We start from the raw sequence: 24,309 nt of genomic DNA, 5'->3' as shown, positions 1-24,309 counted from the left end.
GCCTGATGAGCGCAAACATAAGGCCGAACCTAGGGCTTTGAAGGGCAAAGCCGCGTGCCCGGCCGGTCGATCGAACCAGCCGGGCACGCGGCCCCGATCAGGCTGCGTAGACGACGAGCAGATCCTTCGCGTCGATCTGCGAGCCGGCGGAGACGTGGACTTCCTCGATCCGGCCGTCGCGTTCGGCATGGATCGCGGTTTCCATCTTCATGGCCTCGATCGAGACGAGCACGTCGCCCTTCTTCACCGTCTGTCCCTTGGCGACCGCGAGGGTCGAGATGACGCCCGGCATCGGCGCGCTCACATGGTTCTCGTTGGCGGGATCGGCCTTCGGGCGCGAGGCGCCGCCGGTCGCGCCATGGGCCCTGTCGGGCACCTTCACGCGGCGAGGCTGGCCGTTCAGTTCGAAGAAGACCGTGCGATCGCCCTTCTCGTCGGTCTCGCCGAAGCCGAGGCAGCGGATGACGAGCGTCTTGCCCTTCTCGATGTCGACCAGAATCTCCTCGTCCTGACCGATGCCGTAGAAGTAGGAGGGCGTCGGCAGCATCGAGACCGGACCGTAGTTCTCGATGGTCCTGGCAAATTCGAAGAAGACCTTCGGATACATCAGATAGGACGCGAATTCCTGATCGGTGACGGATCGCGCGAGCTTCTCCTCGATCGCCTTGCGCTCCGCGTCGAGATCGGCGTCGGGCAGCAGCGAGCCGGGCCGGGCGGTCGAGGGCTCCTCGCCCTTCAGAACCTTCTTCTGCAGGTCCTTCGGCCAGCCCTGCGGCGGCTGGCCGAGATCGCCGCGCATCATGGCGACCACCGAGTCCGGGAAGGAGATGTCCTTGCCGGACATGACGTCGGCAACGCCGAGTTCCTGGCTGACCATCATCAGCGCCATGTCGCCGACCACCTTGGAGGAGGGGGTCACCTTCACGATGTCGCCGAACATCTGGTTCACGTCGGCATAGGTCTGGGCGACCTCGTGCCAGCGCGTCTCGAGGCCGAGCGACCGGGCCTGTTCCTTGAGGTTGGTGAACTGGCCGCCCGGCATCTCGTGCAGGTAGACTTCCGAGGCCGGGCCCTTCAGGTCGCTTTCGAAAGCGGCGTACTGGTTTCGCACCGCCTCCCAATAGAACGAGATGCGGCGGATCGCCTCGGCGTCGAGGCCGGGGTCGCGGTCGGAATGCTTGAGGGCCTCCACGATGGAGCCGAGGCAGGGCTGCGAGGTGTTGCCGGACAGCGCATCCATCGCCGCATCCACCACGTCGACGCCGCTCTCGATCGCGGCGAGAACGGTGGCCGAGGCGATGCCCGAGGTGTCGTGGGTGTGGTAGTGGATCGGCAGGCCGACCTCTTCCTTCAGCGCCTTGAACAGCACCCGCGCGGCGCCCGGCTTCAGGAGGCCGGCCATGTCCTTCACGCCGAGGATGTGAGCGCCCGCGTCGCGGACCTCCTTGGCGTTCTGGACGTAGTATTTGAGATCGTATTTGGCGCGGTTGGGATCGAAGATGTCGCCGGTATAGCAGACGACGCCCTCGCAGATCTTGCCCGATTCGATGACCGCATCCATCGAGACGCGCATGTTCTCGACCCAGTTCAGGCAGTCGAACACGCGGAAGACGTCGACACCGCCCTTGGCGGCCTCCTGAACGAAACGACGGACGACGTTGTCGGGATAGTTGGTGTAGCCGACGCCGTTCGAGCCGCGCAGCAGCATCTGGAGAAGGATGTTCGGCGCCTTCTCGCGAACCTTCGCCAGCCTCTCCCACGGGTCCTCGGTGAGAAAGCGCATGGAGACGTCGAAGGTCGCGCCGCCCCAGCATTCCAGCGAGAAGAGGTTCGGCAGGCCGCGCGCATAGGCCTCGGCGACCGCGACGATGTCATGGGTGCGCATCCGCGTCGCCAGCAGCGACTGGTGGGCGTCCCGCATGGTCGTATCGGTGACGAAGACCTGCTTCTGGGCGCGCAGCCAGTCGGCGAAGCCCTGGGCGCCCAGCTCCTCGAAGATCTGGCGCGTGCCGTCGACGACCGGCGCGTCGAAGAGCGGGACGACGGGAGCTGCATGGTCGTTCGAAGGCTCCGGCCGTCCCTTGGTCTCGGGATGGCCGTTGACCGTGACGTCGGCGAGATAGGTCAGGAGCTTCGTCGCGCGGTCGCGCCGCTTGGTCTGCTCGAACAGCTCCTTGGTCTGGTCGATGAACTTCGTGGTGTAGGAATTGTCCTGGAATTTCGGATGCGCGATGATCGCTTCGAGGAAGGTCAGGTTCGTCGCGACGCCGCGGATGCGGAACTCCCGCAGGGCGCGGTGCATGCGCTTGATCGCTTCCTCGGCCGTCGGCGCCCAGGCCGTGACCTTTTCCAGAAGCGGGTCGTAGAAGCGGGTGATGACGGCGCCCGAATAGGCCGTGCCGCCGTCGAGGCGGATACCGAAGCCGGTCGCGCCGCGATAGGCCGTGATGCGGCCGTAATCGGGAATGAACTCCTGCTCGGGATCCTCGGTGGTGATGCGGCACTGGAGGGCGTGGCCGTTGAGCTTGATATCCTCCTGGCGGGGGACGCCCGAGGCCGGGTCGCCGATCCGCTCGCCGTCGAGAATGTGGATCTGCGCCTTCACGATGTCGATGCCGGTCACCTCTTCGGTGACGGTGTGCTCGACCTGGATGCGCGGGTTCACCTCGATGAAGTAGAATTCCTGGGTATCGGCATCCATCAGGAACTCGATGGTGCCCGCACCCACGTAATTCGTCGCATCGGCGAGCTTGCGGGCATATCCGGCGAGTTCGCGGCGCTTTTCGTGGTCGAGATAGGGCGCGGGCGCGCGCTCCACGACCTTCTGGTTGCGGCGCTGGATGGAGCAGTCGCGCTCGAACAGGTCGACGACGGTGCCGTGCTTGTCGCCGAGGATCTGCACCTCCACGTGACGCGCCTTCTCGACGAGCTTCTCCAGATAGACCTCGTCCTTGCCGAACGCCGCTTTCGCCTCGCGCTTGCCTTCGGTGACGCCGCGCTCGAGTTCCTCGGCCGACCGGATCACGCGCATGCCGCGTCCGCCGCCGCCCCAGGAAGCCTTCAGCATCAGCGGATAACCGACCGCCTCGGCCATCTCGCGCACCGCGTCCATGTCTGCGGGCAGGGGATCGGTGGCGGGCACCACCGGCACGCCCACCTCGATCGCCAGATTTCGCGCGGCGACCTTGTTGCCGAGCTTCCTCATCGTATCGCCCGAGGGGCCGATGAAGACGAAGCCGTTCTCGGCGCAGGCATCGGCGAATTCCGGGCTCTCGGACAGAAGTCCGTAGCCCGGATGAATGGCGTCCACCTCGGCAAGGCGCGCAACGCGAATCACCTCGTCGATCGACAGATAGCTCTCGACCGGCCCGAGATCCTTTTCCAAATGCGGACCACGACCGATCTGATAGCTCTCGTCCGCCTTGAAGCGGTGGAGGGCCAGCTTGTCTTCCTCGGCCCAGATGGCGACCGTCTTGATGCCGAGCTCGTTGGCGGCGCGGAAGACGCGAATGGCGATTTCGGAACGGTTGGCGACGAGAATCTTGCGGATCGGCACTCGGTTTGCTCCTCGAAAGAGTAGGGTATGAGCGAGGGGACGGAGCCTTCGCGTCGATGGTCCCGAAATCCGAGTTTGCTGCGGCGCAGCGTCCGATGCAACCACGAGTCTGGCCGTGGACCGGTCGACATCCGGCCAGTTACGCGAATATCGGACAATTTCCTACGCGGCGATGGTCGAGCTTTCCTACCCGTCGGGTAGAAATTTGTGCCCCCTCGGCAACGCCCGGGCGAGAACTCTGCCGATGTCGCTTTTCCTCCGGCGGTGTGAATTGCGCCCGGCCGTCATCCGCCCCAGAACGATGTCGAAGCAGCGCCCGGGTCGGGCAGGGAGCGTCCCCTCCGCCAGACCGCGAAGAAGCGCCGCACCATGGAGTATCAGGTCATCATGCGTCTCAATCTCACCGCCTCGCTCGCCGCGATCGTCCTTGCTGGCGCGATGCCCGCAGCCGCCCAGGACGTCTACGCTCCCTACGAGCCCAATCCCGCGCCTCCGGTCGCCGCGGCCTATGATTACGGCGATACCGACTTCGTCTTCGAACTCGGCATCGGCGTCGCCGCGCAGCCGGACTATCTCGGTTCCGACAACTACATGGCCTCCATCTACGGCTTCGGCTCGGTGGAATACCTGAACATTCCGGGCCTCGGTGCCTTCGGTGGCCGCGACGGTCGCGGCTTCTCCATCGGCCCGTCCTTCAACTATGTGGGCGAGCGCGACAGCAACGATCTCGCCGGCATCGACGGTGTGGACGCCACCTACGAGCTCGGTCTTCGCGCCGGCTATGAGTGGGACAATGCGGAAGTCTACGGTGCGCTTCGCTACGGTCTGGGCGGAGCCGAGGGCCTGACCGGCGATATCGGCGCTAACCTCATCGCCCGGCCCACCGATCGGCTTCGCCTGAAGGCCGGTCCCGTCGCGACCTTCGCGGACGCCGATTACAACGATGCCTATTTCTCGGTGAGCCCGCGGGAGTTCGTGAATTCCGGCGGACGGTTCGCGGCCTACGATGCCGGCGGCGGCTTCAACAGCGTCGGCATTCACGGCGAGGCGCGCTACGAGATCTTCACCGACTACTTCGTCAATCTCGACGCGTCCTGGAACCGTCTCGTGGGCGATGCCGGCGACTCCCCGATCGTCAAGGTCGCGGGTGACGACGACCAGTATTACATCGGCCTCGGCGTCTCCAAGCGCTTCTCGCTCGACCTCTTCTGAGGCAGGCAGGCCCCGGGGCGGTTCGAACCGCCTCGGCCGACAGGCAGATCGTTTGAAAGCCTCCGCAACGATGCGGGGGCTTTCTGCATTTCGGTCAGGGAGTCGCAAGACCCACCGAAAGGGAACGATCATGCCATTTCTGACCACCAACGACGATGTCGACCTCTTCTACAACGACTGGGGATCGGGACGACCGATCGTCCTCGTCCACGGCTGGCCGCTGAACGCCGATATGTGGGCCTTCACGGCCAACCAGCTCGTGGAGCGCGGGCATCGGGTCGTCGCCTATGATCGTCGGGGTTTCGGGCGGTCCGAACAGCCAGGTCAAGGCTACGACTACGATACCTTTTCCGACGATCTCGCCAACATCATGGACTTCCTGCAGCTGGAGAACGCGGTTCTCGCCGGCTTCTCGATGGGTGGCGGGGAAGTCGCCCGCTATATGAGCCGCCATCAGCCGAACGGGAAGCGGGTCGCCAAGGCCGCTCTGATCTCCGCCGTCACCCCCTACATGGCGAAGGACGACAGCAATCCCGAAGGCCTCGATCCGGCGACCTTCGAGGGCTTCGTCAAGGAGTTGAACCGGGACAGGCCGGGCTTCCTGTCGGGCTTCGGCAAGATGTTCTACGGGGTGAAGGACGGATCGGACGCCGTCTCGCAAGCCTATCTCGACTGGACGCTGCAGATGGCGATGATGGGATCGCTGCGCGCGACGATCGCCTGCGTGAATGCGTTCGGGACGACGGATTTCCGTGAAGACATGAAGGCGTTCGAGGTACCGACGCTGATCGTCCACGGCACCGGTGACGACATCGTGCCCTTCGAGACCTCGGCCAAAAAAGCGGCGAGCATGATCGCGAACGCCGAACTCAAGGTCTACGAGGGCGAACCGCACGGCCTTCACTATACGAGCCAGCAGAGGCTGGTCGACGACATCGCCGAATTCGCCCGATCCTGATCGCGGGACCCTCCGCTTCGAAAGCTGTCCCCGTCACATGAACGCCCGCCGGATGTCTCCGGCGGGCGTTCTCTCGTGCCAACGGCAAATGGGGCGCGCGCGTCAGGGGACGATCGAATCCACGACGCCGCCATCCACTCTGAGGGCTGCGCCCGAGGTGGCTGATGCCTGCTTGGAACAGGCATAGACCACCATATTGGCGACCTCCTCGACCTCGGCCGGGCGCTGGATGATCGAGGAGGGCCGTTCGGATTTCACGAACCGAATGCCGGCCTCCTCCATCGAAAGCCCTTCCTCCTTGGCCATGTCCTCGAGCATGTCTTCGACGCCCTCGGAGCGCGTGGGGCCGGGCAGGACGGAGTTGACGGTGACGCCCGTTCCCGCCGCGAACTTGGCGAGGCCGCGCGAGATGGAGAGGAGGGCGGTCTTGGTGAAGCCGTAATGGATCATGTCGGCCGGAATGTTCAGCGCGGATTCGGAAGACAGGAACACGATGCGGCCCCAGCCCTTTTCCGTCATCTTCGGCAGAAGCGCCCGGGACAGGCGCACGCCCGACATGACGTTGAGCTGGAAGAAGGTCTCCCAGGTCTCGTCGTCGATCTCGTAGAAGGGCTTGGGGCCGAAGATCCCCACATTGTTGACGAGGATATCCGTCTCACCGACGGCCGAGACCAGCTTCTCCACGCCCGCCGCGTTGGAAAGATCGGCCGCGCTACCCGAGATGTCGGCGCCCGGCGCTGCGCTCAAGGCCCGGCGCACCGCGTCCTCCACCCGTTCGGAGCCGCGCCCGTTGATGACGACCCGGGCGCCCGCCCGCGCCAAACCGACGGCGCTGGCGAAACCAATTCCGACGGTCGAGCCGGTGACGATGGCTGTCTTTCCACTGAGATCGATATGCATGGCGATTTCGTCTGTCCCTGAATTTCGTTCGGTCAAAGGGCCGAACACCGCGAGGCCGCAATGGTTGCGCTCGCAATCGGCGAGAACGGGTTCCGCAGGCGCAGGTTTCAGGATGCGATCGACGCCGTCTCGATGATCGCGACCCCGGCGCGGCGCATGGCCGCGAGGGCCTCGTCCAGCGAACCGTTCGTGTCGATGGCCCGGGTGGCGTCGAGGAGGACATAGGTCTCGAAACCTTCCTCTGCCGCGTCGATCGCCGTCCAGGCCACGCAGAAATCGGTGGCGAGACCGGCGCAGAAGACCCGCTCGAAGCCTCGCTCCTTCAGATAGCCCGCAAGGCCCGTTCTCGTTCTGCGATCGGCCTCGACGAACCCCGAATAGCTGTCGATCGAAGGATTGAATCCCTTGCGCACGACGAGCTCCGCCCGGGGAAGGTCCAGGCCTTCGGCGAACTGAGCGCCGGTCGTGCCCTGGATGCAGTGATCCGGCCACAGGACCTGCCTGCCATAGGCCATGTCGATGGTTTCGAAGGGCGTCTTACCGGGATGCGAGGACGCAAAGGAGCCGTGACCGGGCGTGTGCCAATCCTGCGTGAGGACGATATGGGCGAAGCGGGACGCCAGATCGTTGATGATCGGCACGACCGCATCGCCGCCTTCGACGGCGAGCGATCCGCCGGGAAGGAAGTCGTTCTGGACGTCGACCACCAGGAGGACGTCCTTGCCGGTAATGAGGGTCGGTTCGCGCCCGGACGCCCCGTCTCGATAAGCCATGCTCGCTGTCCTCATGCCTCTCGTCCCATCGGCCGCTGCCGCGTCAGGTCGCGGCCGGTCGTCCCCGAACGACCCGCACCATGCCGGACGGACATAGGGCGCATCTGCCCGCGGTGCATCCACGCTTGCCTCGCCATGCGCCATGCGGCCGATCCACCGGATGCCGAGCAGGCCCCGGCCGCTGAAGCACAAAGTCGAAACCTGGCCCCGGTTCTCGGACCAACTGATACGTCGGCAGGAAACCGGGTCCGAGGCGCTAGGGGCGCAGGCTGTTGCGGGCGCCGAGAATATGGGCACGCATCATCGCCTCGGCCCAGTGGACGTCGCGGGTCTCGATCGCGACGATCAGCTTGCGATGTTCGTCGAGGCTGCGTGCGATCTCTTCCTGGCTGAAGCTCGCATAGGTGTTGATGAGGAAGCCGATATCCATCAGCCGAACGGCGGAGTCGGCGAGCGTCGTGTTGCCGGAGGCTTCGAGAATGCGGTGATGAAACGCCTTGTTGAGGCGTGACAGATCCTCGATCTCGCCGCCGCCGGACGACGGATGTCGGGCAAAGCATTCCTCCATCTCGGTCTGGACGCGAACGAGCTCGCGCAGATCGGCCGCGCTACGCGTCTGTGCCGCGAGCCCGGCGGCAGCGCTCTCCAGAAGCGCCCTCACATCGTAGATATCCGCGATGTCGCGGGGCGAACGCTGCTTCACGGTCGTGCCCGATCGAGGCGTCGTCTCGACGAACCCGTCGCTCTCGAGCCGGACCATGGCGGACCGGATCGGCGTGCGGCTCGCGCCGAACCGCTCCGCCATCAGTTCTTCCGTGATCCGTTCACCTGGCTGCAGCCGACCTGACAGGATTTCGCGCCGGATCTCCTCATAGACCCGATCCGCCGTCCGCAGGCCCGGCTTCGCGTTCGATCTGGTTCGGGCCATGTCCGGCGATCCTTGTATCCAATTGGTCCGTAGTACGGCGAATAAATGCTGCATCTATCGACACATTGGATACAATCGCGTTTCCTGTGGCAAGATGCCAGATGCAAATTTGGCGTTCGAAGGGATGTGGAGGCATCCCGGCAAGGGAGGAAGCAGATGGTCGCCGACGGCGTCAAACCGCTCGATGGAATTCGTGTGCTCGAAATGGGCCAGCTGATCGCCGGGCCTTTCTGCGGCCAGATGCTGGCCGATTTCGGAGCCGAAGTGGTCAAGATCGAGCCTCCCCGTGCCGGGGATGCCATGCGCCAATGGGGCCGCACCGACGGGGAAGGGCGCCCGCTCTGGTGGCCCGTGATCGCTCGCGGAAAGAAATCGATCACCCTCGATCTGCGGAAGGAAGAGGCGCAGGAGATCGTGCGAAAGCTCGTCGAGCACACCGATATCCTGGTCGAGAACTTCCGGGTCGGTCGCATGGAGGAGTGGGGCCTGGGCTACGACGCCCTGAAGGCAATCAATCCTCGGCTGATCATGGTCCGTGTGACCGGCTTCGGCCAGACCGGCCCCTACAGGGAGCGCGCGGGCTTCGCCTCGGTCTGCGAGGCGATGGGCGGAATGCGCTACATCGCCGGTTATGCGGACCGCCCCCCGGTGCGCGCCGGCATCTCGATCGGCGACACGCTCGCCGGCCAGAGCGGGTTCCAGGGCGCGCTTCTCGCACTCCAGCACCGCAACCGCACCGGGGAAGGCCAGATGGTCGACGCCTCGATCTTCGAGGCGGTCCTTACGGTCATGGAGGCGGTCGTCACCGAATACGACAAGGGCGGCCATATCCGCGAGCGCTCCGGAAGCTTCCTTCCTGGAATCGCACCATCCAACGCCTATCCGACTGCGGACGGACAGACCGTCATCATCGGGGCCAACCAGGACAGTCTCTTCAAGCGCCTGAGCGAGGCGATGGGCCAGCCGGAACTGGCGACGGACCCCCGCTATGCGACCCACAGGGCACGCGGCGAGAACCAGGCCGAGATCGATGCGATCGTCAGCGAATGGAGCAAGCGGCACGAGGCGACCGCCATCGTCGATCTCCTGTCCGATGCAGGGGTCCCCGCGGGCCTCACCTACCGCGCCCCGGACATGATCGCTGACGCCCATTTCAAGGCGCGCGAGGCGATCACGCGTGTCGAGGATCCCGAACTCGGGCCGACCGCGATGCAGAACGTCTTCCCGAAGCTCTCGCGCTCCCCCGGAGCCATCTCCCATACTGGCCCGAAGCTCGGCGAGCACACCGACGCGGTGCTGCGGGAGTGGCTTGGTCTGGACGACGCCGCCATCGCAGATCTGAGGTCCGCCGATGTGGTCTGATCTCACAATGTTCGCCATCCGGGGGAGGGATCACGAGAGATGATCGAGCCAGTTATCGTCGTCGTCATCCTGCTCGGCCTCATTGCCTTCGGAGCCCCCATCTTCCTGGCGCTTGGAGCGGCCGGTCTGACCGGCCTCTACATGGCGCGTGGATCGATGGCCTTCTTCTTCGGCCCCACATCCCTCTTCGGCCAGCTGAACTCCTTCGAGCTTCTGGCGCTGCCGCTCTTCGTGCTGATGGGCGCGTTCCTGGCGGCGACGCCGGTGGGTGCGAACCTCTTCCGGGCGGCCGTCATCTGGCTGCAATGGTTGCGGGGTGGTCTCGCCATCTCCACGGTCGGTGCCTCCGCCGTTTTCGGTGCGGTCTCGGGCGTCTCCATCGCTGGTGTCGCAGCCGTCGGCTCGATCGCCGTCCCGCAGATGCTCGAACGCGGCTATTCGCGGCGGCTCGCGGCCGGCTCGGTGGTCGCCTCCGGCGCTCTGGCGATGCTCATCCCGCCCTCCGTGCCGCTGATCATCTATGGTGCGGTCTCCTCGGTCTCGGTCGCCGATCTCTTCATCGGCGGCATCGTTCCCGGAATCTCCCTCGCGCTCGCATTGTGCGTCTACGTCTATATCCGGGCACGCCTTCATCCGGAGGAAGCGCCGCGGGGAGAGTACGTCCATTACAGCTGGGGCGAGCGAATGCGCGCGCTCGGCGGCATCTGGCATGCCATGCTGCTCATCGTCATCGTTCTGGGTGCGATCTATTCCGGTATCGCAACGCCCTCCGAAGCCGCAGCTTTCGGTGCGGTCGGCGCCTTTCTCGTCGCGGTTGGGATCTTCCGCTGCCTCGATTTCAAAGGCGTGCTGAAAGTCCTCGGACAGAGCGCGCGGATATCCGGCGCCATTCTCATCATCATGGGCTGCGCGCGAATCTTCGGCGACTATCTCAATCTCGTGCGGGTGCCCGATACGATCACGAGCCTGCTGATCGGGACGGATCTGCCCCCGGTCGCCATCCTGCTTCTCATCATGCTGATTCTCGTTGGTCTCGGCATGCTGGTGGACGCCGTCTCTCTCATCGTCGTGACGACGCCGATCCTTCTGCCGCTCATCACGGCGCTTGGATACGATCCGCTCTGGTTCGGCATCATCCTCGTCATGAATCTCGAGATCGCCGTGATCACGCCGCCGGTGGGGCTCAATCTCTACACCCTGAAGGCCGTGGCACCGATGCTGCGGATCGAGGAGATCGTGCGCTCCGTGGTGCCTTTCGTCCTCATCCAGTTCGCGATGCTCGCCCTTTTCGTCGCGGTGCCCGAGCTCGCGCTCTGGCTGCCCAATCTCATGCGCTAGATTTTCAATCGGGAGGAAACCAAAATGAAGATCGACAGACGTTCCATTCTGACCGGAACCGCCGCCTTGTCCGCGAGCGCCGCCTTCGGCCTCTCCATGAAGGCTGCGAGGGCCGAGGCGACGACGCTGACCGGCGTCACCTATCTGCCGCCGGCCTATGAGGACCTTGCCTACGGAAGCCAGGGCTTCGTCGACTACGTCAACGAGAACAGCGCGGGCGTGGTCAATATCGATTTCTACGATTCCGGTCGCCTTCTTTCGGCGGACGAGCAGCTGCCCGCGCTGCGCGCCGGAACGATCGACTTCATGTTCCACACCACGAGCTACATCACGCGCTCGCTGCCGATCCTCGGCATCACCGGTCTGCCGGGCGTCGTCGGTCCGCTCTACGAGAATCCGGACCGGATGAAGCGCGGCTCGCCGCTGTTCGATCTCGTCAACACCGAACTCCAGAAGCAGGGATTGACGGCGCTCTCGCTCGGCGGTGGCCTGCTCGAGCCCGAATACATCTGGTCGGCCGGCGATCCGGGCATCCGCTCGCTGGATTCCATCGAGGGCAAGCGCGTCCGCGTCGTTTCCTTTGAGGCGACCAAGGCGATCGAGGACTTCGGCGGCGCGGCCGTCCGCATCCCGTCCTCCGAGCTCTATCTCGCCCTGCAGCGCGGCACGGTGGATGCGGCGGTCGCCAACATCTCGACCATCAACGGACGTTCGATCCAAGAACAGGTTCGCCAGGTCTACGAGATCCCGGTCACGGCGTTCTCCATCGGCATCTTCGTGCAGACGAGCCGCTGGGAAGGGATGTCGGAGGAGGTGCGCCAGGCGATGACGGCCGGCGCCGAATGGTTCGACGAGCACAGCTCGCTCGCGGCCAATGTCGACTATTACGAGAAGCAGTTCTGGCCGAAATTCCGCGAAGGCGGTCTGGAAGTCGTCGAGCCCGATCAGGCGGCCCTCGACCGGTTCGCCGAAGTCAGCGCGAATGTCCGCGAGGCCTGGGTCTCCGAAGTGGGCGAGGAGGTCGGCCGCCGCGCCATCGCTCTCGCCATGGGCGAAGCGTCCTGAGATCTCGGTTCGAAACGACCGGCTGAACCGGAAGGGGGCGAACCGCGCCCCCCTTCGTCTCTGCCGGACCAGGGTCCGACGTGGTGCCGTCGGAGCCGGTTCCCGAGCGAACCGGCCGGACGAAGCTGCCACGGGCGGTGATCGAACGGCTGTCGGCGGCCCGACCGCGCAATTGTCCGCCATCGCGGAGGAGACAACATGAAAGCAGCTCTCTTCAGATCCATCGACGGCATCTCCTGGTTCCTCCAGGTCGGCGGCATCGTCGCTCTCGCATTCATGGCGCTGACGGTCAGCTACGACGCGCTGATGCGATACGCCTTCGCGGCTCCGACCTCGTGGAGCCTCGAGGTCAACTCGTTCCTGGTCGTCTATCTCGCCCTGATGACGGCGGCGGACGTCGAACGGCGCGGCGAGCATATCGGCATCACGCTCCTGCCCGATTCGATGGGGCCGATCGGGCGGAAGCTGCTCCTCGTCGTCGTCAGCCTCGTCGGAATCGTCTTCTCCTCGATCCTGGCCTGGCGCGGCTGGCATATGGCTTATGACGCATGGATCTACGGGGAGCGGGTTTCGTCCGCCTTCGGCACACCCAACTGGATTCCGTATTCCATGTTCCCGATCGGGTTCGGGATGCTGGCACTGCAATTCTTGCTCAACCTGGTGAGACCCACAAAGGAGAAGCCGAGCGAGGTTGCCTCCCATGTCTGACAATCTCGCGACGAAGCTTCTGCGCAGGCATCTTCACTCCGGTGACCTCAAGCCCGGTGCGGAGATCGCACTGACGATGCAGCAGGCCCTGTTGCAGGACGTGCTCGGAACGCTCGTGATGCTGGAACTGGAGGCCATGGGGGTCGAACGGGTCGTGACCCGGCCGAGCGTCCAGTACATCGATCACGGCCTCGTCCAGTCCGACGAGGTGAACGCGGATGCCCATCTCTTCCTGAAGAGCGCCTGCGAACGGTTCGGGGTGATCTATTCGGGTCCCGGCAACGGCATATCCCATCCCGTGCACATGGAGCGGTTCGGCGTTCCCGGCGCCTCGCTGATCGGCTCGGACAGCCATACGGTCGCGGCCGGTTCCCTCGGAATGCTGGCGATCGGCGCCGGTGGCGTGGAGGTGGCACTCGCGATGGCGGGCGAGCCCTTCTACATCACCTGTCCGAAGGTGTTCGGGGTCGAACTCACCGGCACGCTGCCCGACTGGGTTTCGGCCAAGGACGTGGTTCTGGAGATGCTGCGCCGACACGGAACCTCCGGCGCGACCAATTGCATCATCGAGTATTACGGGCCAGGTCTCGCCGGCCTGTCGGCGATGGATCGGCATGTGATCGCCAACATGGGTGCCGAGATGGGCGCGACGACGTCCGTCTTCCCGAGCGATGCGGCCGTGGAACGGTTCCTCGAAGCCCGTGGTCGCGGCGGCGACTTCATACTGCTCGAACGCGACGAGGGCTGCGACTACGACCGCCACGACCGGATCGATCTCGGCGAACTGGTACCGCTGATCGCTAGGCCGCGGAGCCCCGGCAATGTGGTGCCGGTGTCGGAGGCCGCAGGCGAGAGCGTCTATCAGGCCTATGTCGGCTCGTCGGCCAATCCGGGCTATCGCGACTTCGCGATGGTGTCCGAGATCATGGCCGGCAAGAGGGCCGCCGAAGGGGTTTCGCTCGATATCAATCCGTCCTCGCGGCAGGTGCTCCAGGCACTCGTCTCGGAGGGAAAGCTCGGCGCGCTGATCGCGGCAGGCGCCCGGCTGCATCAGGCCGGCTGCAATGGCTGCATCGGGATGGGGCAGGCGCCGGCAACGGGACGCAACTCGATCCGCACGGTTCCGCGCAACTTCCCGGGACGCTCGGGAACGCGGGAGGACGCGGTCTTCCTGGCAAGCCCCGAAACGGCGGCTGCCTGCGCCCTGACCGGGAAGATCACCGATCCGCGCTCGCTCGCCATGCCGTATCCGAAGATCGGGGAGCCCGAGAAAATGCCGATGTCGCTGGCGGGCTTCGTAATGCCGGCGGCCAACCAGCGTCCGGGCCTCTACCGCACCCGGCATACGCCGTCATTGCCGGATTTCGACGCCTATCCGGACAGGGTCGAGGCGCCGGTCCTGCTTTCCTTGAGAGACGACGTCTCCACCGACGACATCATCCCGGCCGGCCAGGTTCTGCCTCTCTGGTCCAACGTCTTCGCCACGGCGGAACATGCGTTCGAGCAGGTGGACGAAACCTATACCGCGAGGGCGAAAGAAGCGGCCGATACCGGGCATGTGATCGTGGCAGGTGTCAATTATGGCCAGGGCTCGAGCCGGGAGAATGCCGCTCTCGTGCCGCGCATCATGGGACTGCGCGTGGTGATCGCCCGCAGCTTCGCGCGCATCCACTGGCAGAATCTTTCGAGCTTCGGCGTGCTTCCGCTGGTCTTCGAGGACGAGGCCGTCTCGATCGAGATAGGCGATATGCTGACGATCGAGGGCGTGCGCGACCAGATCGCAAGGGGCAGTCGTGTCGAGGCCGCCATCCGGTACGCCGACGGGCGCCGCTCGGACCTCGTTCTCCGTCACGATCTCAGTCCTCGCCAGATCGATATCCTGACAAGGGGCGGGGTGATCAACTGGATCGCGCACCGACGCGACAATCGAAGCGCGACAGGTGCCGCATGAGCCTTTCTTCATCCCCTTCCGTGACATTGCTCGAGGTCGCGCCGCGCGACGGGTTCCAGTCGATCGCCGTCCCGCTGCCGACGGAGCTGAAGGTCTCGATCATCGAGGATCTGGTGGCGTCCGGCGTGACCCGGATGGAACTCGGCTCCTTCGTCAGCCCCAAGGCGATCCCGCAGATGGCCGATATGGCAGCGATCGCGGCGCACTTCAAAGGCCGCGAGGGATGCCGGATGTCCGTGCTGGTGCCCAATGCCAAGGGGGCGAGCATGGCGCTCCAGGCCGGCTATCGTGATCTCGTTTTCGTGGTCTCGGTTTCCGAGGCGCACAATCTCAACAATGTGCGCCAGACGGTCGCCCAGTCCCTCGACCAGCTGCGCGCGATCGTGAGTGAAGCCGGCCATTCCGGCGAAGGGCTGCGCGTCGATCTCGCGACGGCCTTCGACTGCCCCTTCGAGGGTGCGGTGGCTCTCGATTCCGTGGGCCGGGTGTTCTCCGAGGCGCTGGACATCGCGCCGAAGGCCGAATTCGCGCTCTGCGATACGACCGGCCGGGCCGATCCCCTGACCGTCAGGCACCGCTTCCAACGCATGATGGAACTCGCGTCGCCACAAACCGTGTGGGCCTTTCACGGCCACGACACGTTCGGCATGGGCGTCGCCAACGCGCTCTATGCCTTCGATGCGGGTGTCACGATCATCGAGAGCGCGGCAGCAGGGCTCGGCGGCTGTCCGTTCGCGCCGGGCGCGACGGGCAATACGGCGACCGAGGACCTTCAGTTCGCCTTCGAGGAGGGCGGCATCGCGACCGGCATCGACCGGGGCAAGCTGCTTGCCGCCGCCGATCGGATCGCGGCGCTGCCGGGCGGCAAGACCGCGAGCCATCTTCGCATCGTGCCGCGCGAGCGGGCCATGGCCTGACGGCCACGGGCGCAAGCACGCCGCCCGCTCCGCGCTTGGGACCGGGCGCAAGGAGATTCGGCCGGGCTCTCTCCAGAGGCTCGATCCGCCGTCTCGCGGACTGTTTCCCGGTCGCCCCTTGCCGGTCGGTCGTCGTTTCGCACCCCGGCGACCGAAATGGCATGACCCGAATGGCGAAAATCCGTTCATCCGTCCGGTAGACCGCCGGTCGCGGCGTTCCCTTCGCCGTTCTTTTCCTCATAATGACGAGAGTTCGACGTTCCGAACGTCCGGGAGGAGAGGCAATGAGCGACGTGAAATCCGATATCGAAATCGCGCGGGCTGCGAACAAGCAGCCGATCCAGGATATCGGCCGCAAGCTCGATATTCCGCAGGACCATCTGCTGCCCTATGGCCACGACAAGGCGAAGATCGCGGCCGAGTTCATCAAGAGCCTCGCAGACAGAGAGGACGGGAACTTGATTCTCGTCACCGCCGTCAACCCGACCCCGGCGGGCGAGGGCAAGACGACGACGACCGTCGGTCTCGGCGACGGGCTGAACGCCATCGGCAAGAAGGCGATGATCTGCATCCGCGAGGCTTCGCTCGGGCCGAATTTCGGCATGAAGGGTGGCGCGGCCGGCGGCGGCTACGCCCAGATCGTGCCGATGGAGGACATGAACCTCCACTTCACCGGCGATTTCCACGCCATCGGAGCGGCGCACAATCTCCTGTCGGCGATGATCGACAACCATATCTACTGGGGCAACGAGCTGGAGATCGACCAGCGGCGCATCACCTGGCGCCGTGTCGTCGACATGAATGACCGGGCGCTGCGCCAGATCACGACATCCCTCGGCGGCGTCTCCAACGGCTTCCCCGCCGAGGCCGGTTTCGACATCACCGTGGCGTCCGAGGTCATGGCCATTCTCTGCCTCGCCAATGACGCGGCCGATCTGCAGAAGCGCCTCGGAGACATGATCGTCGCCTATCGCCGCGACAAGACGCCGGTCACCTGCCGGGACATCGCGGCCGATGGGGCCATGGCGGTCCTCCTCAAGGATGCGCTGCAGCCCAATCTCGTCCAGACGCTCGAGAACAATCCGGCCTTCGTGCATGGCGGTCCCTTCGCCAACATCGCCCATGGATGCAATTCGCTGATCGCGACGAGGGCCGCGCTGAAACTGGCCGACTACGTGGTGACCGAAGCCGGCTTCGGTGCCGATCTCGGCGCCGAGAAGTTTCTCGACATCAAGTGCCGCAAGGGTGGTCTGAAGCCGAAGGCCGTCGTGCTGGTCGCCACCGTGCGGGCCCTGAAGATGAACGGCGGCGTCGCCAAGGACGATCTGGGGACGGAGAACGTCGAGGCGGTGAAGGCCGGATGCGCCAATCTCGGTCGCCATATCGAGAACCTGAAGAAATTCGGCATCCCGGTCGTCGTGTCGATCAACCACTTCATCAAGGACACCGAGGCGGAGCTTCAGGCCGTGCTCGACTATGCCAAGGAGACCGGCGCGGAGGATGCGCTGATCGCGCGGCACTGGGCCGATGGTTCGAAGGGCATCACAAATGTCGCTGAGGCTGTGGTCCGCGTCTGCGAGAGCGGGAAGGCCGACTACAAGCCGCTTTATCCCGACGAGATGAGCCTGTTCGAGAAGATCGAGACCATCGCCAAGGAGATCTACCGGGCCGACGGCGTAACGGCGGATGACGGGATCCGCAGGCAGCTGGAGGAATGGGAAGCGGCCGGCCACGGCAATCTGCCGGTCTGCATGGCCAAGACCCAGTATTCCTTTTCGACCGATCCGAACCGGCGTGGGGCGCCGACCGGCTTCACCATCCCCGTTCGCGAAGTGCGAATCTCGGCTGGCGCGGGCTTCATCGTCGTCATCTGCGGCGAGGTGATGACCATGCCCGGCCTGCCGCGCAAGCCGGCGGCCGAGACGATCCGCCTCAACGAAAAGGGGCAGGTCGAGGGCTTGTTCTAGCCGCGATCGCCCCGGGCGAAACGGGACGCTTGCCGTCCCGTCCGTCCTCGGCTATCGATGCTCCCATGAACACGAAGACGATCACGACGAAGGGTTGGTGGCGCTCGCTCTAGCGGCCATTCGACGTGTATTGGAACAGGATGTCGAAGGCTGCTGCGGAAACGCCGGCGGCCTTTTTCTTATGGTGCCGTCCGGTCCGCAGCTCGTTCTTGAAGGACAGATACCATGGCAATCAAAAGTCAGGCCGATCATCGCGAGACGTTCCGCACCGAAGGCGGCGTGACGGTCGTGCGGCGTTCGCGGGACATTCCCTACGCGCAGGCGATCGAGCCCTATTTCGACAAGCTGGACACGCGCCGGGGCGCGATCCTGTTCTCGAACTACGAATATCCCGGCCGCTACACCAAGCAGGATATCGCCTTCGTCGATCCCCCGCTGGTGCTGACCTCGACCGGCCGGACCATGACGATCGAGGCGCTGAACGATCGGGGCGTGGTCCTTCAGGCCATGATCCGCGATGCGCTCCGTGATAACCCGGATATCGCCGAACTCGGCGAGAGCGCCGATGCGCGCCGTCTCGATATCGTCGTTCGCGAGCCGCAGGGGGCCGTCACCGAGGAGGAGCGCTCGCGCATCCCCACCGTCTTTTCGGTGCTGCGCGCGATCGTCAAGCTGTTCAGATCGGGCGAAGACGCGCGCTGCGGCCTCTACGGCGCCTTCGGTTACGATCTCGCCTTCCAGTTCGACCCCATCGACCCGCGACTGGAGCGCCCGGCGGACCAGCGCGATCTCGTTCTCTACATGCCGGACGAGGTTCTGGAGGTCGATCACTATTCCGCTTCCGCGGTGCTTTCCTCCTACGAATTCGAGAAGGACGGGCAGACCACCGAGGGGATCGAGGGCGGCGGCACCGACGACGGCTTTGCCCGCAGCGAGCGCATTCCCGGGCGCGGCGACCATGAGAAGGGCGAATATGCCGAACTCGTGCGCTCGGCCAAGGAAAGCTTCCGGCGCGGCGATCTCTTCGAGGTCGTGCCCGGACAGGTCTTCTACGAGCGCGTCGAACACAAGCCCTCGGAGATCTCGCGCCGCTTGAAGGCGGTGAACCCGTCGCCTTATTCCTTCTTCATCAATCTTGGATCGAACGAGTTTCTCGTCGGCGCTTCTCCGGAAATGTTCGTCCGGGTCGACGGCAAGCGGGTCGAGACCTGCCCGATCTCGGGAACGGTGCCGCGTGGACGCGATGCGATCGGGGACGCCGAGCAGATCCTCAAGCTTCTGAATTCGAAGAAGGACGAGTCGGAGCTGACTATGTGCTCCGACGTCGACCGCAACGACAAGAGCCGGGTCTGCGAGCCCGGTTCCGTGAAGGTGGTCGGCCGCCGGCAGATCGAGATGTATTCGCGGCTGATCCATACCGTCGACCACATCACGGGCGTTCTGCGCGAGGACATGGACGCCTTCGACGCCTTCCTGTCCCATGCCTGGGCCGTCACGGTGACCGGGGCCCCGAAGCTCTGGGCGATGCGCTTCATCGAGAAGCACGAGAAGAGCCCGCGCGCCTGGTATGGCGGCGCCGTCGGCATGGTGCGCTTCAACGGCGATCTCAACACCGGCCTGACGCTGCGGACCATCCGGTTGAAGGACGGGATCGCGGAAGTCAGGGCGGGGGCGACGCTTCTGTTCGATTCCGACCCGGAAGCGGAAGAGGCGGAGACCGAACTCAAGGCTTCCGCGCTTCTCAATGCCATCCGCGACGCGGGCAAGAGCTCGGACACTGCCTCGAAGATCTCGGAGGACCGGGTCGGCGAGGGCGTGAAGGTTCTGCTCGTGGACCACGAGGATTCCTTCGTTCACACGCTCGCCAACTATCTGCGCCAGACGGGCGCCACGGTCTCGACCGTCCGCACGCCCGTGCCGCAGGAGATCTTCGATCGCATCGATCCCGATCTCGTCGTGCTTTCGCCGGGGCCGGGAACGCCGACGGACTTCGACTGCCGGGCGACCATCGAGAAGGCGCGCGCCCATGGGGCTGCGATCTTCGGCGTCTGCCTCGGGCTCCAGGCCCTCGCCGAAGCCTATGGCGGCGAACTGCGGACCCTGCACGTGCCCTATCACGGCAAGCCGTCGAAGATCCGCGTCTCCAATCCGGGCATCATCTTCTCGGGCCTGCCGAAGGACGTGACGATCGGCCGGTATCATTCGATCTTCGCCGATCCGGTGCGTCTGCCGAGGGAGTTCGAGGTGACCGCCGAGAGCGACGACGGCATCGTCATGGCGTTCGAGCATCGGTCCGAACCGGTCGCCGCCGTCCAGTTCCATCCCGAGAGTATCATGAGTCTCGCAGGAGAAGCCGGTTTGAAGATGATCGAGAACGTCGTGGCGAAGCTCGCGCGCCGAGCGGCCAAGCGAGCCGCCTGATCGATGTCAGTCAACGAAATGCCCGAAGAGAGCGCCCCCCTCGTCAAGAGGGTGGCCATGGCCTCGGTCGCGGTTGCGATCGTGGTCCTCGGAATCAAATACGCGGCCTATCTGCTGACCGGTTCGGTGGCGCTCCTCTCCGACGCGCTGGAATCGATCGTCAACGTCGTCGCGGGGCTCATCGCCCTGTGGGCGATCACGGTCGCCTACAAGCCGGCGGATGACGATCATCCCTTCGGCCATTCGAAGGCCGAATACTTTTCCGCGGTGGTCGAGGGCGTCCTCATCACGCTCGCGGCCGTGCTCATCCTCTACGAGGCCTGGAACGCTTTCCTCGATCCCAGAGCCCTGGACATGCCCGCGACCGGCCTCGCGCTCAACGCAGTCGCGACGGTGCTGAACCTTCTCTGGGCGTCCTATCTGATGCGCCTCAGCGCCCGTCACCGCTCGCCGGCCTTCGCGGCGGACGGACGGCATCTTCTCGCGGACGTCTTCACCTCGGTCGGCGTTCTCGCCGGCCTTATCGTCGCCACATGGACCGAGACGCCGGTCCTCGATCCGGTCATCGCGGCGCTGGTGGCGCTGAACATCCTTCGCGAAGGCTTCAAGGTGATTTCGAGCTCGCTGTCGGGCCTGATGGATCAGGCCATGGAGCCGGACGAGGAGGCTCGCGTCCGAGAGATCGTCTCATCCCATGCGGACGGTGCGATCGAGGTCCACGACCTCAGAACGCGCCTGTCGGGGCGGATGATCTTCATCGAGTTCCATCTCGTCGTACCCGGGCGCATGACGGTCGCAGACAGCCACGTGATCTGCGACCGCATCGAAGACGCGCTTCTCGCGGAGTTCGCGACCGCTCGCATCCACATTCACGTGGAGCCCGAGGACGAGGCCCGCAGTACCGGCGTTCCGGTTCTGTGAGATGACGGGAACGGCGCCCTCCTGCATGGCGGACAGGCAATATCTCGGTGGCACCGGCGCGGCGAAGATCCGCTTCGCTGCCTCGACCGGTCCTTTCTCGCGGTGACGGCGGTCCGGCCTCACTCGGGATCGAGTTCAGAATCCCAGTAGAGGTAATCGAGCCAGCTTTCGTGCAGGAAGTTCGGCGGGAACATCCGGCCATTGTTGTGCAGGTCGTGGATCGTCGGCTCGTAGGGCTTCTGCGAGGGGAACATGCCCGCCGCCTTCGGCATGAGGCCGCCCTTCTTCAGATTGCACGGCGAACAGGCCGCCACGACGTTTTCCCAGGTGGTGAGGCCGCCGCGCGAACGCGGGATGACGTGATCGAAGGTCAGGTCGTTGTGCGAGCCGCAATACTGGCATTGGAAGCGATCGCGGAGAAAGACGTTGAAGCGGGTGAAGGCGGGGTTTCGTGCCGGTTTGATGTAGGTCTTGAGGCAGACGACCGAAGGGAGGCGCATCGACGCCGTCGGGCTGCGAACCGCCCGGTCGTATTCGGCAACTATCGTCACCCGGTCCAGAAACACCGCCTTGACCGCGTCCTGCCAAGACCAGAGCGATAGCGGGTAGTAGCTCAGTGGTCGGTAGTCTGCGTTAAGGACGAGCGCCGGAGATAAATCATGTGCAACGCCGATCGTCACAGACAAACTCCTTTTCTCATCGAAAGCCCGTTGACAGGCTCCCGGGCTTTATCGTGCGCCAACGCGACAGCTTTGTGAAGCCTTTCCCACGCGGCATGCGGCGAGATGGCCGAACCCGTAGGCACCACCTGCGGACGGGTTGTCGCGACCGGCCTGTTCACAAGGTGTGGAAAAGCCGGTCGGGTCTCGTGCGAAAGCTGTGGATGAGGGTGGAAAAGCCTCTCTCCCGGGTGCTCAGCCGGCGACCGGCATCGCGTCCCGGCGTGTCAGATCGCCATAATAGGCCCAGAACATCCGCGCGGCGATCGAGCGATGGGGCGACCATCTGACGGCGATCTCGCCCAGTTGTTTCGGACTCGGGCGTTCGTCGAGTTCGAGGGCCGTGGCGACGGCGACCTGCAGGGCGAGATCGCCGGCGGGGAAGATGTCGGGGTGGCCGATGCAGAACAGAAGATAGCATTCCGCGGTCCAAACCCCGATGCCCTTGTGGGCGACGAGTTCGGCGATCGCAGTCCCGGGCGGCAGATGGGCGAGCCTCGGAAGATCGAGGCGCCGGTCGGCCACGGCCTCAGCCAGTGCGATGACGGTCGTCTGCTTGGACCGCGAAAGTCCGGCGCGGCGGCACGCCTCCTCGCTCAACCCTGCGACTTCATTCGCATCGTCGAGATCGGTCTCGGCTTCCAGACGGGCGAAGATCGCATCCGCGCTCGCCTTCGAGACCTGTTGGGCCACGATGATGGCGCAGAGCCCCCGCAATCCGCCCGAGCGCATACGAAGCGGGACCGGTCCGGCCCGCGCGGCGACGTCGGCGAGCGAGGGATCGAGGTCGAGAAGCGCCGCGACCCCGCGATCGATATCGGCCTGCGTTGCGATCGCCTTGCTCATCGGTCCACTCGCCGGCTCTTCCTCGTGACGCATAATTGGTTCAGGAGGAGAGATCACGCAACCGAACCATGGGGGCAGGGGAGCGGATGGATATCGCAGCCGGCGCACGGGAAATCGACCATTCCACGCGGGTCTTCCGCTTCGCGCCGAGCCCGAACGGCGAACTGCATCTCGGCCACGCCTATTCCGCTCTTCTCAACCATCGCCTCGCCCGTGAAAATCACGCCCGCTTCCTGCTCCGCCTGGAAGACATCGATTTGGCCCGGTGCTCGCACGCCTACGAGGAGCAGATCGTCGAGGATCTGCACTTTCTCAAAGTCGACTGGGACGAGACGAGACGGCGGCAGTCCGATCATTTCGACGTCTATGCAAAGGGTCTCGACGTGCTGCGCGAGACCGGGCTCTGCTATCGCGGTTTCATGACAAGGGGCGAGATTCGTCGCTTCGCCGAATTGAGGGTCGAGGAGACGGGCGATCTCTGGCCGAGAGATCCCGACGGATCACCGCTCTATCCGGGTCTCGATCGCAGGCAACCGGCCGAGGAGCAGGATCGGCGGGCGCGCGATGGGGAGAGTTTCGCCTGGCGGATCGACGTTGCGGCTGCCGTCGAGAGGACGGGGCCACTGGAATGGGAGGAATGGGGGCGCGGGCCGGACGGCGAGAGCGGCCGGGTCGTGGCCAAGCCCGCCGAATGGGGCGACTTCATTCTGGCGCGCCGGGACGTTCCGACGAGCTATCATCTGGCGGTGGTCGTCGACGATGCGATCCAGGGGGTGACGGACGTGGTGCGGGGTCGCGACCTGTTTTACGCGACCAGCGCCCACCGCCTGCTTCAGGACCTTCTGGGACTGCCAGCGCCGCGCTATCACCATCACGACCTGATCCTCGCAGAGGACGGGCGCAAGCTCTCGAAGAGTGCGCGGGACACCTCGATCCGGTCCCTTCGCGAAGCTGGATTGCAGCGCGCCGATATCGTACGCATGCTCGGCCTCGAGGGGGTCGTCTGACGGATCACCGGGGCCGGACGGAGATCACGGACTTGCCGAAGGACGGTCCGGGGTGGCCGGTCGCGGCAGAAGCCGGTCGTGCCGAAGCTTGCCTTTCTGCCGTCGTTCCCTTCGCGAAGCCGCGAACCGGGTCCCGATCATCTTAAAACCTGAGATACGAAATCGAGAAAGTGAAGCGACTATGTTGAAGGAATTCAAGGCCTTCGCGCTGCGTGGCAATATGGTCGATCTGGCGGTCGGCATCATCATCGGCGCGGCGTTTTCCGGTCTGGTGAACTCGATCGTCCAAGACCTGTTCATGCCGATCGTCGCGACCATCACCGGCGGCGTGGATTTCACGAACAAGTTCGTCGGTCTCGACAACGCGGTCACCGCGACGAACCTCGCCCAGGCGCGCACACAGGGTCCGGTTCTCGCCTATGGCAACTTCCTGACGCTCGCGATCAATTTCCTGATCGTTTCCTTCATCCTGTTCATGATCGTGAGGATGATGAACACGCTGAAACGCAAGGAAGAAGAGAAGCCGGCGGCCGTCGCCGAAGTGCCGAGAAACGAGCGCCTGCTCGAAGAGATTCGCGATCTGCTGGCGGCGCGCAACGGTCCGAAGCCCGAGGCCTGACGAGAACCAAGCTCGGCGCGCGATTCGGTCCGGTCGGGAACCAAGGCGCTCCGAGCAAGGGGCTGCGTGCGAGCCTCTCATCCATAGCGCAGCGCGCCTGGCCGTTGCCGGTCTCGGACACCCGATGGAGGGGCTGTCTGA

The 24,309-nt window shown here is 64.8% G+C and carries 19 protein-coding genes; 13 read left to right on the top strand and 6 right to left on the bottom strand.

What is annotated here, in order from left to right:
- Nucleotides 1–97: 97 nt before the first annotated feature.
- On the bottom strand, nt 98–3,556 hold the full coding sequence (gene pyc, locus DYI37_RS13035; RefSeq protein WP_116683694.1) for a pyruvate carboxylase: 3,459 nt from the start codon (nt 3,554–3,556) through the stop codon (nt 98–100).
- 369 nt (nt 3,557–3,925) lie between these two features.
- On the opposite strand from pyc, the gene DYI37_RS13030 reads away from it, so the two are divergent.
- On the top strand, nt 3,926–4,768 hold the full coding sequence (locus tag DYI37_RS13030) for a MipA/OmpV family protein (protein WP_245413904.1): 843 nt from the start codon (nt 3,926–3,928) through the stop codon (nt 4,766–4,768).
- A 130-nt stretch (nt 4,769–4,898) separates the two neighbouring features.
- A complete protein-coding gene (locus tag DYI37_RS13025; RefSeq protein ID WP_116683693.1) occupies nt 4,899–5,726 on the top strand; it encodes an alpha/beta fold hydrolase in 828 nt (275 codons plus the stop codon).
- Between the two features lie 102 nt (nt 5,727–5,828).
- Here DYI37_RS13025 and DYI37_RS13020 read toward each other — a convergent pair whose 3' ends face one another.
- The 3 genes from DYI37_RS13020 to DYI37_RS13010 form a co-directional block, all read right to left on the bottom strand.
- On the bottom strand, nt 5,829–6,626 hold the full coding sequence (locus DYI37_RS13020; RefSeq protein ID WP_116683692.1) for an SDR family NAD(P)-dependent oxidoreductase: 798 nt from the start codon (nt 6,624–6,626) through the stop codon (nt 5,829–5,831).
- Between the two features lie 107 nt (nt 6,627–6,733).
- On the bottom strand, nt 6,734–7,399 hold the full coding sequence (pncA, locus tag DYI37_RS13015) for a bifunctional nicotinamidase/pyrazinamidase (RefSeq protein WP_116683691.1): 666 nt from the start codon (nt 7,397–7,399) through the stop codon (nt 6,734–6,736).
- Between the two features lie 256 nt (nt 7,400–7,655).
- Entirely contained in the window at nt 7,656–8,327 is a 672-nt protein-coding gene (locus tag DYI37_RS13010) for a GntR family transcriptional regulator (RefSeq protein ID WP_245413903.1), read from the bottom strand.
- A gap of 156 nt (nt 8,328–8,483) precedes the next feature.
- On the opposite strand from DYI37_RS13010, the gene DYI37_RS13005 reads away from it, so the two are divergent.
- The 9 genes from DYI37_RS13005 (at nt 8,484) to DYI37_RS12965 (ending at nt 20,977) form a co-directional block, all read left to right on the top strand.
- A complete protein-coding gene (locus tag DYI37_RS13005; protein ID WP_116683690.1) occupies nt 8,484–9,689 on the top strand; it encodes a CaiB/BaiF CoA transferase family protein in 1,206 nt (401 codons plus the stop codon).
- 39 nt (nt 9,690–9,728) lie between these two features.
- Complete coding sequence (locus DYI37_RS13000) at nt 9,729–11,027, top strand: TRAP transporter large permease (RefSeq protein ID WP_116683689.1); 1,299 nt, start codon at nt 9,729–9,731, stop codon at nt 11,025–11,027.
- Nucleotides 11,028–11,051: 24 nt separating this feature from the next.
- Nucleotides 11,052–12,092: a TRAP transporter substrate-binding protein gene (locus tag DYI37_RS12995; protein WP_116683688.1), complete on the top strand. Its 1,041-nt coding sequence runs from the start codon at nt 11,052–11,054 to the stop codon at nt 12,090–12,092.
- 198 nt (nt 12,093–12,290) lie between these two features.
- Nucleotides 12,291–12,800, top strand: a complete 510-nt coding sequence (locus DYI37_RS12990; RefSeq protein ID WP_116683687.1) for a TRAP transporter small permease — start codon at nt 12,291–12,293, stop codon at nt 12,798–12,800.
- The gene (locus DYI37_RS12985) at nt 12,793–14,751 is read left to right on the top strand and encodes an aconitate hydratase (protein ID WP_116683686.1); all 1,959 of its coding nucleotides are present in this window, start codon (nt 12,793–12,795) and stop codon (nt 14,749–14,751) included. Before DYI37_RS12990 ends, DYI37_RS12985 begins: the two co-directional genes overlap by 8 nt.
- A complete protein-coding gene (locus DYI37_RS12980) occupies nt 14,748–15,668 on the top strand; it encodes a hydroxymethylglutaryl-CoA lyase (protein ID WP_116683685.1) in 921 nt (306 codons plus the stop codon). Before DYI37_RS12985 ends, DYI37_RS12980 begins: the two co-directional genes overlap by 4 nt.
- Nucleotides 15,669–15,952: 284 nt before the next feature.
- Nucleotides 15,953–17,635: a formate--tetrahydrofolate ligase gene (locus DYI37_RS12975; protein ID WP_116683684.1), complete on the top strand. Its 1,683-nt coding sequence runs from the start codon at nt 15,953–15,955 to the stop codon at nt 17,633–17,635.
- Between the two features lie 225 nt (nt 17,636–17,860).
- Nucleotides 17,861–20,056 carry an anthranilate synthase gene (locus tag DYI37_RS12970; protein WP_116683683.1) on the top strand — a complete coding sequence of 732 codons (2,196 nt, stop codon included), beginning with the start codon at nt 17,861–17,863 and terminating at the stop codon, nt 20,054–20,056.
- A 3-nt stretch (nt 20,057–20,059) separates the two neighbouring features.
- Complete coding sequence (locus tag DYI37_RS12965) at nt 20,060–20,977, top strand: cation diffusion facilitator family transporter (RefSeq protein WP_280987216.1); 918 nt, start codon at nt 20,060–20,062, stop codon at nt 20,975–20,977.
- A gap of 119 nt (nt 20,978–21,096) precedes the next feature.
- Here the strand turns inward: DYI37_RS12965 and DYI37_RS12960 are convergent, their stop codons facing one another.
- Entirely contained in the window at nt 21,097–21,657 is a 561-nt protein-coding gene (locus DYI37_RS12960; protein WP_116683681.1) for an HNH endonuclease, read from the bottom strand.
- A gap of 234 nt (nt 21,658–21,891) precedes the next feature.
- Complete coding sequence (locus DYI37_RS12955) at nt 21,892–22,542, bottom strand: DNA-3-methyladenine glycosylase family protein (protein ID WP_245413902.1); 651 nt, start codon at nt 22,540–22,542, stop codon at nt 21,892–21,894.
- A gap of 86 nt (nt 22,543–22,628) precedes the next feature.
- Here DYI37_RS12955 and gluQRS point away from each other — a divergent pair, with 86 nt between their 5' ends.
- On the top strand, nt 22,629–23,549 hold the full coding sequence (gene gluQRS, locus DYI37_RS12950) for a tRNA glutamyl-Q(34) synthetase GluQRS (protein ID WP_116683679.1): 921 nt from the start codon (nt 22,629–22,631) through the stop codon (nt 23,547–23,549).
- Nucleotides 23,550–23,730: 181 nt separating this feature from the next.
- Nucleotides 23,731–24,168 carry a large conductance mechanosensitive channel protein MscL gene (gene mscL, locus DYI37_RS12945; protein WP_116683678.1) on the top strand — a complete coding sequence of 146 codons (438 nt, stop codon included), beginning with the start codon at nt 23,731–23,733 and terminating at the stop codon, nt 24,166–24,168.
- The last annotated feature ends 141 nt before the right edge of the window (nt 24,169–24,309 follow it).

Source organism: Fulvimarina endophytica, from assembly GCF_003403015.1.
Classification (GTDB): Bacteria; Pseudomonadota; Alphaproteobacteria; order Rhizobiales; family Rhizobiaceae; genus Fulvimarina; species Fulvimarina endophytica.
This window is presented reverse-complemented; position numbering and strand designations above follow the sequence as displayed.

Excerpts from the sequence above, each read along its gene's own strand:
- DYI37_RS13025 (WP_116683693.1), top strand. The coding sequence starts at position 4,899 with ATGCCATTTCTGACCACCAACGACGATGTCGACCTCTTCTACAACGAC.
- DYI37_RS12955 (WP_245413902.1), bottom strand. The coding sequence starts at position 22,542 with ATGAGCAAGGCGATCGCAACGCAGGCCGATATCGATCGCGGGGTCGCG.
- DYI37_RS12975 (WP_116683684.1), top strand. The coding sequence starts at position 15,953 with ATGAGCGACGTGAAATCCGATATCGAAATCGCGCGGGCTGCGAACAAG.
- DYI37_RS13010 (WP_245413903.1), bottom strand. The coding sequence starts at position 8,327 with ATGGCCCGAACCAGATCGAACGCGAAGCCGGGCCTGCGGACGGCGGAT.
- gluQRS (WP_116683679.1), top strand. The coding sequence starts at position 22,629 with ATGGATATCGCAGCCGGCGCACGGGAAATCGACCATTCCACGCGGGTC.
- DYI37_RS13020 (WP_116683692.1), bottom strand. The coding sequence starts at position 6,626 with ATGCATATCGATCTCAGTGGAAAGACAGCCATCGTCACCGGCTCGACC.
- DYI37_RS12980 (WP_116683685.1), top strand. The coding sequence starts at position 14,748 with ATGAGCCTTTCTTCATCCCCTTCCGTGACATTGCTCGAGGTCGCGCCG.
- pncA (WP_116683691.1), bottom strand. The coding sequence starts at position 7,399 with ATGGCTTATCGAGACGGGGCGTCCGGGCGCGAACCGACCCTCATTACC.
- DYI37_RS13000 (WP_116683689.1), top strand. The coding sequence starts at position 9,729 with ATGATCGAGCCAGTTATCGTCGTCGTCATCCTGCTCGGCCTCATTGCC.
- DYI37_RS13005 (WP_116683690.1), top strand. The coding sequence starts at position 8,484 with ATGGTCGCCGACGGCGTCAAACCGCTCGATGGAATTCGTGTGCTCGAA.
- DYI37_RS12995 (WP_116683688.1), top strand. The coding sequence starts at position 11,052 with ATGAAGATCGACAGACGTTCCATTCTGACCGGAACCGCCGCCTTGTCC.
- mscL (WP_116683678.1), top strand. The coding sequence starts at position 23,731 with ATGTTGAAGGAATTCAAGGCCTTCGCGCTGCGTGGCAATATGGTCGAT.
- DYI37_RS12965 (WP_280987216.1), top strand. The coding sequence starts at position 20,060 with ATGTCAGTCAACGAAATGCCCGAAGAGAGCGCCCCCCTCGTCAAGAGG.
- DYI37_RS13030 (WP_245413904.1), top strand. The coding sequence starts at position 3,926 with ATGGAGTATCAGGTCATCATGCGTCTCAATCTCACCGCCTCGCTCGCC.
- DYI37_RS12990 (WP_116683687.1), top strand. The coding sequence starts at position 12,291 with ATGAAAGCAGCTCTCTTCAGATCCATCGACGGCATCTCCTGGTTCCTC.
- DYI37_RS12985 (WP_116683686.1), top strand. The coding sequence starts at position 12,793 with ATGTCTGACAATCTCGCGACGAAGCTTCTGCGCAGGCATCTTCACTCC.
- DYI37_RS12970 (WP_116683683.1), top strand. The coding sequence starts at position 17,861 with ATGGCAATCAAAAGTCAGGCCGATCATCGCGAGACGTTCCGCACCGAA.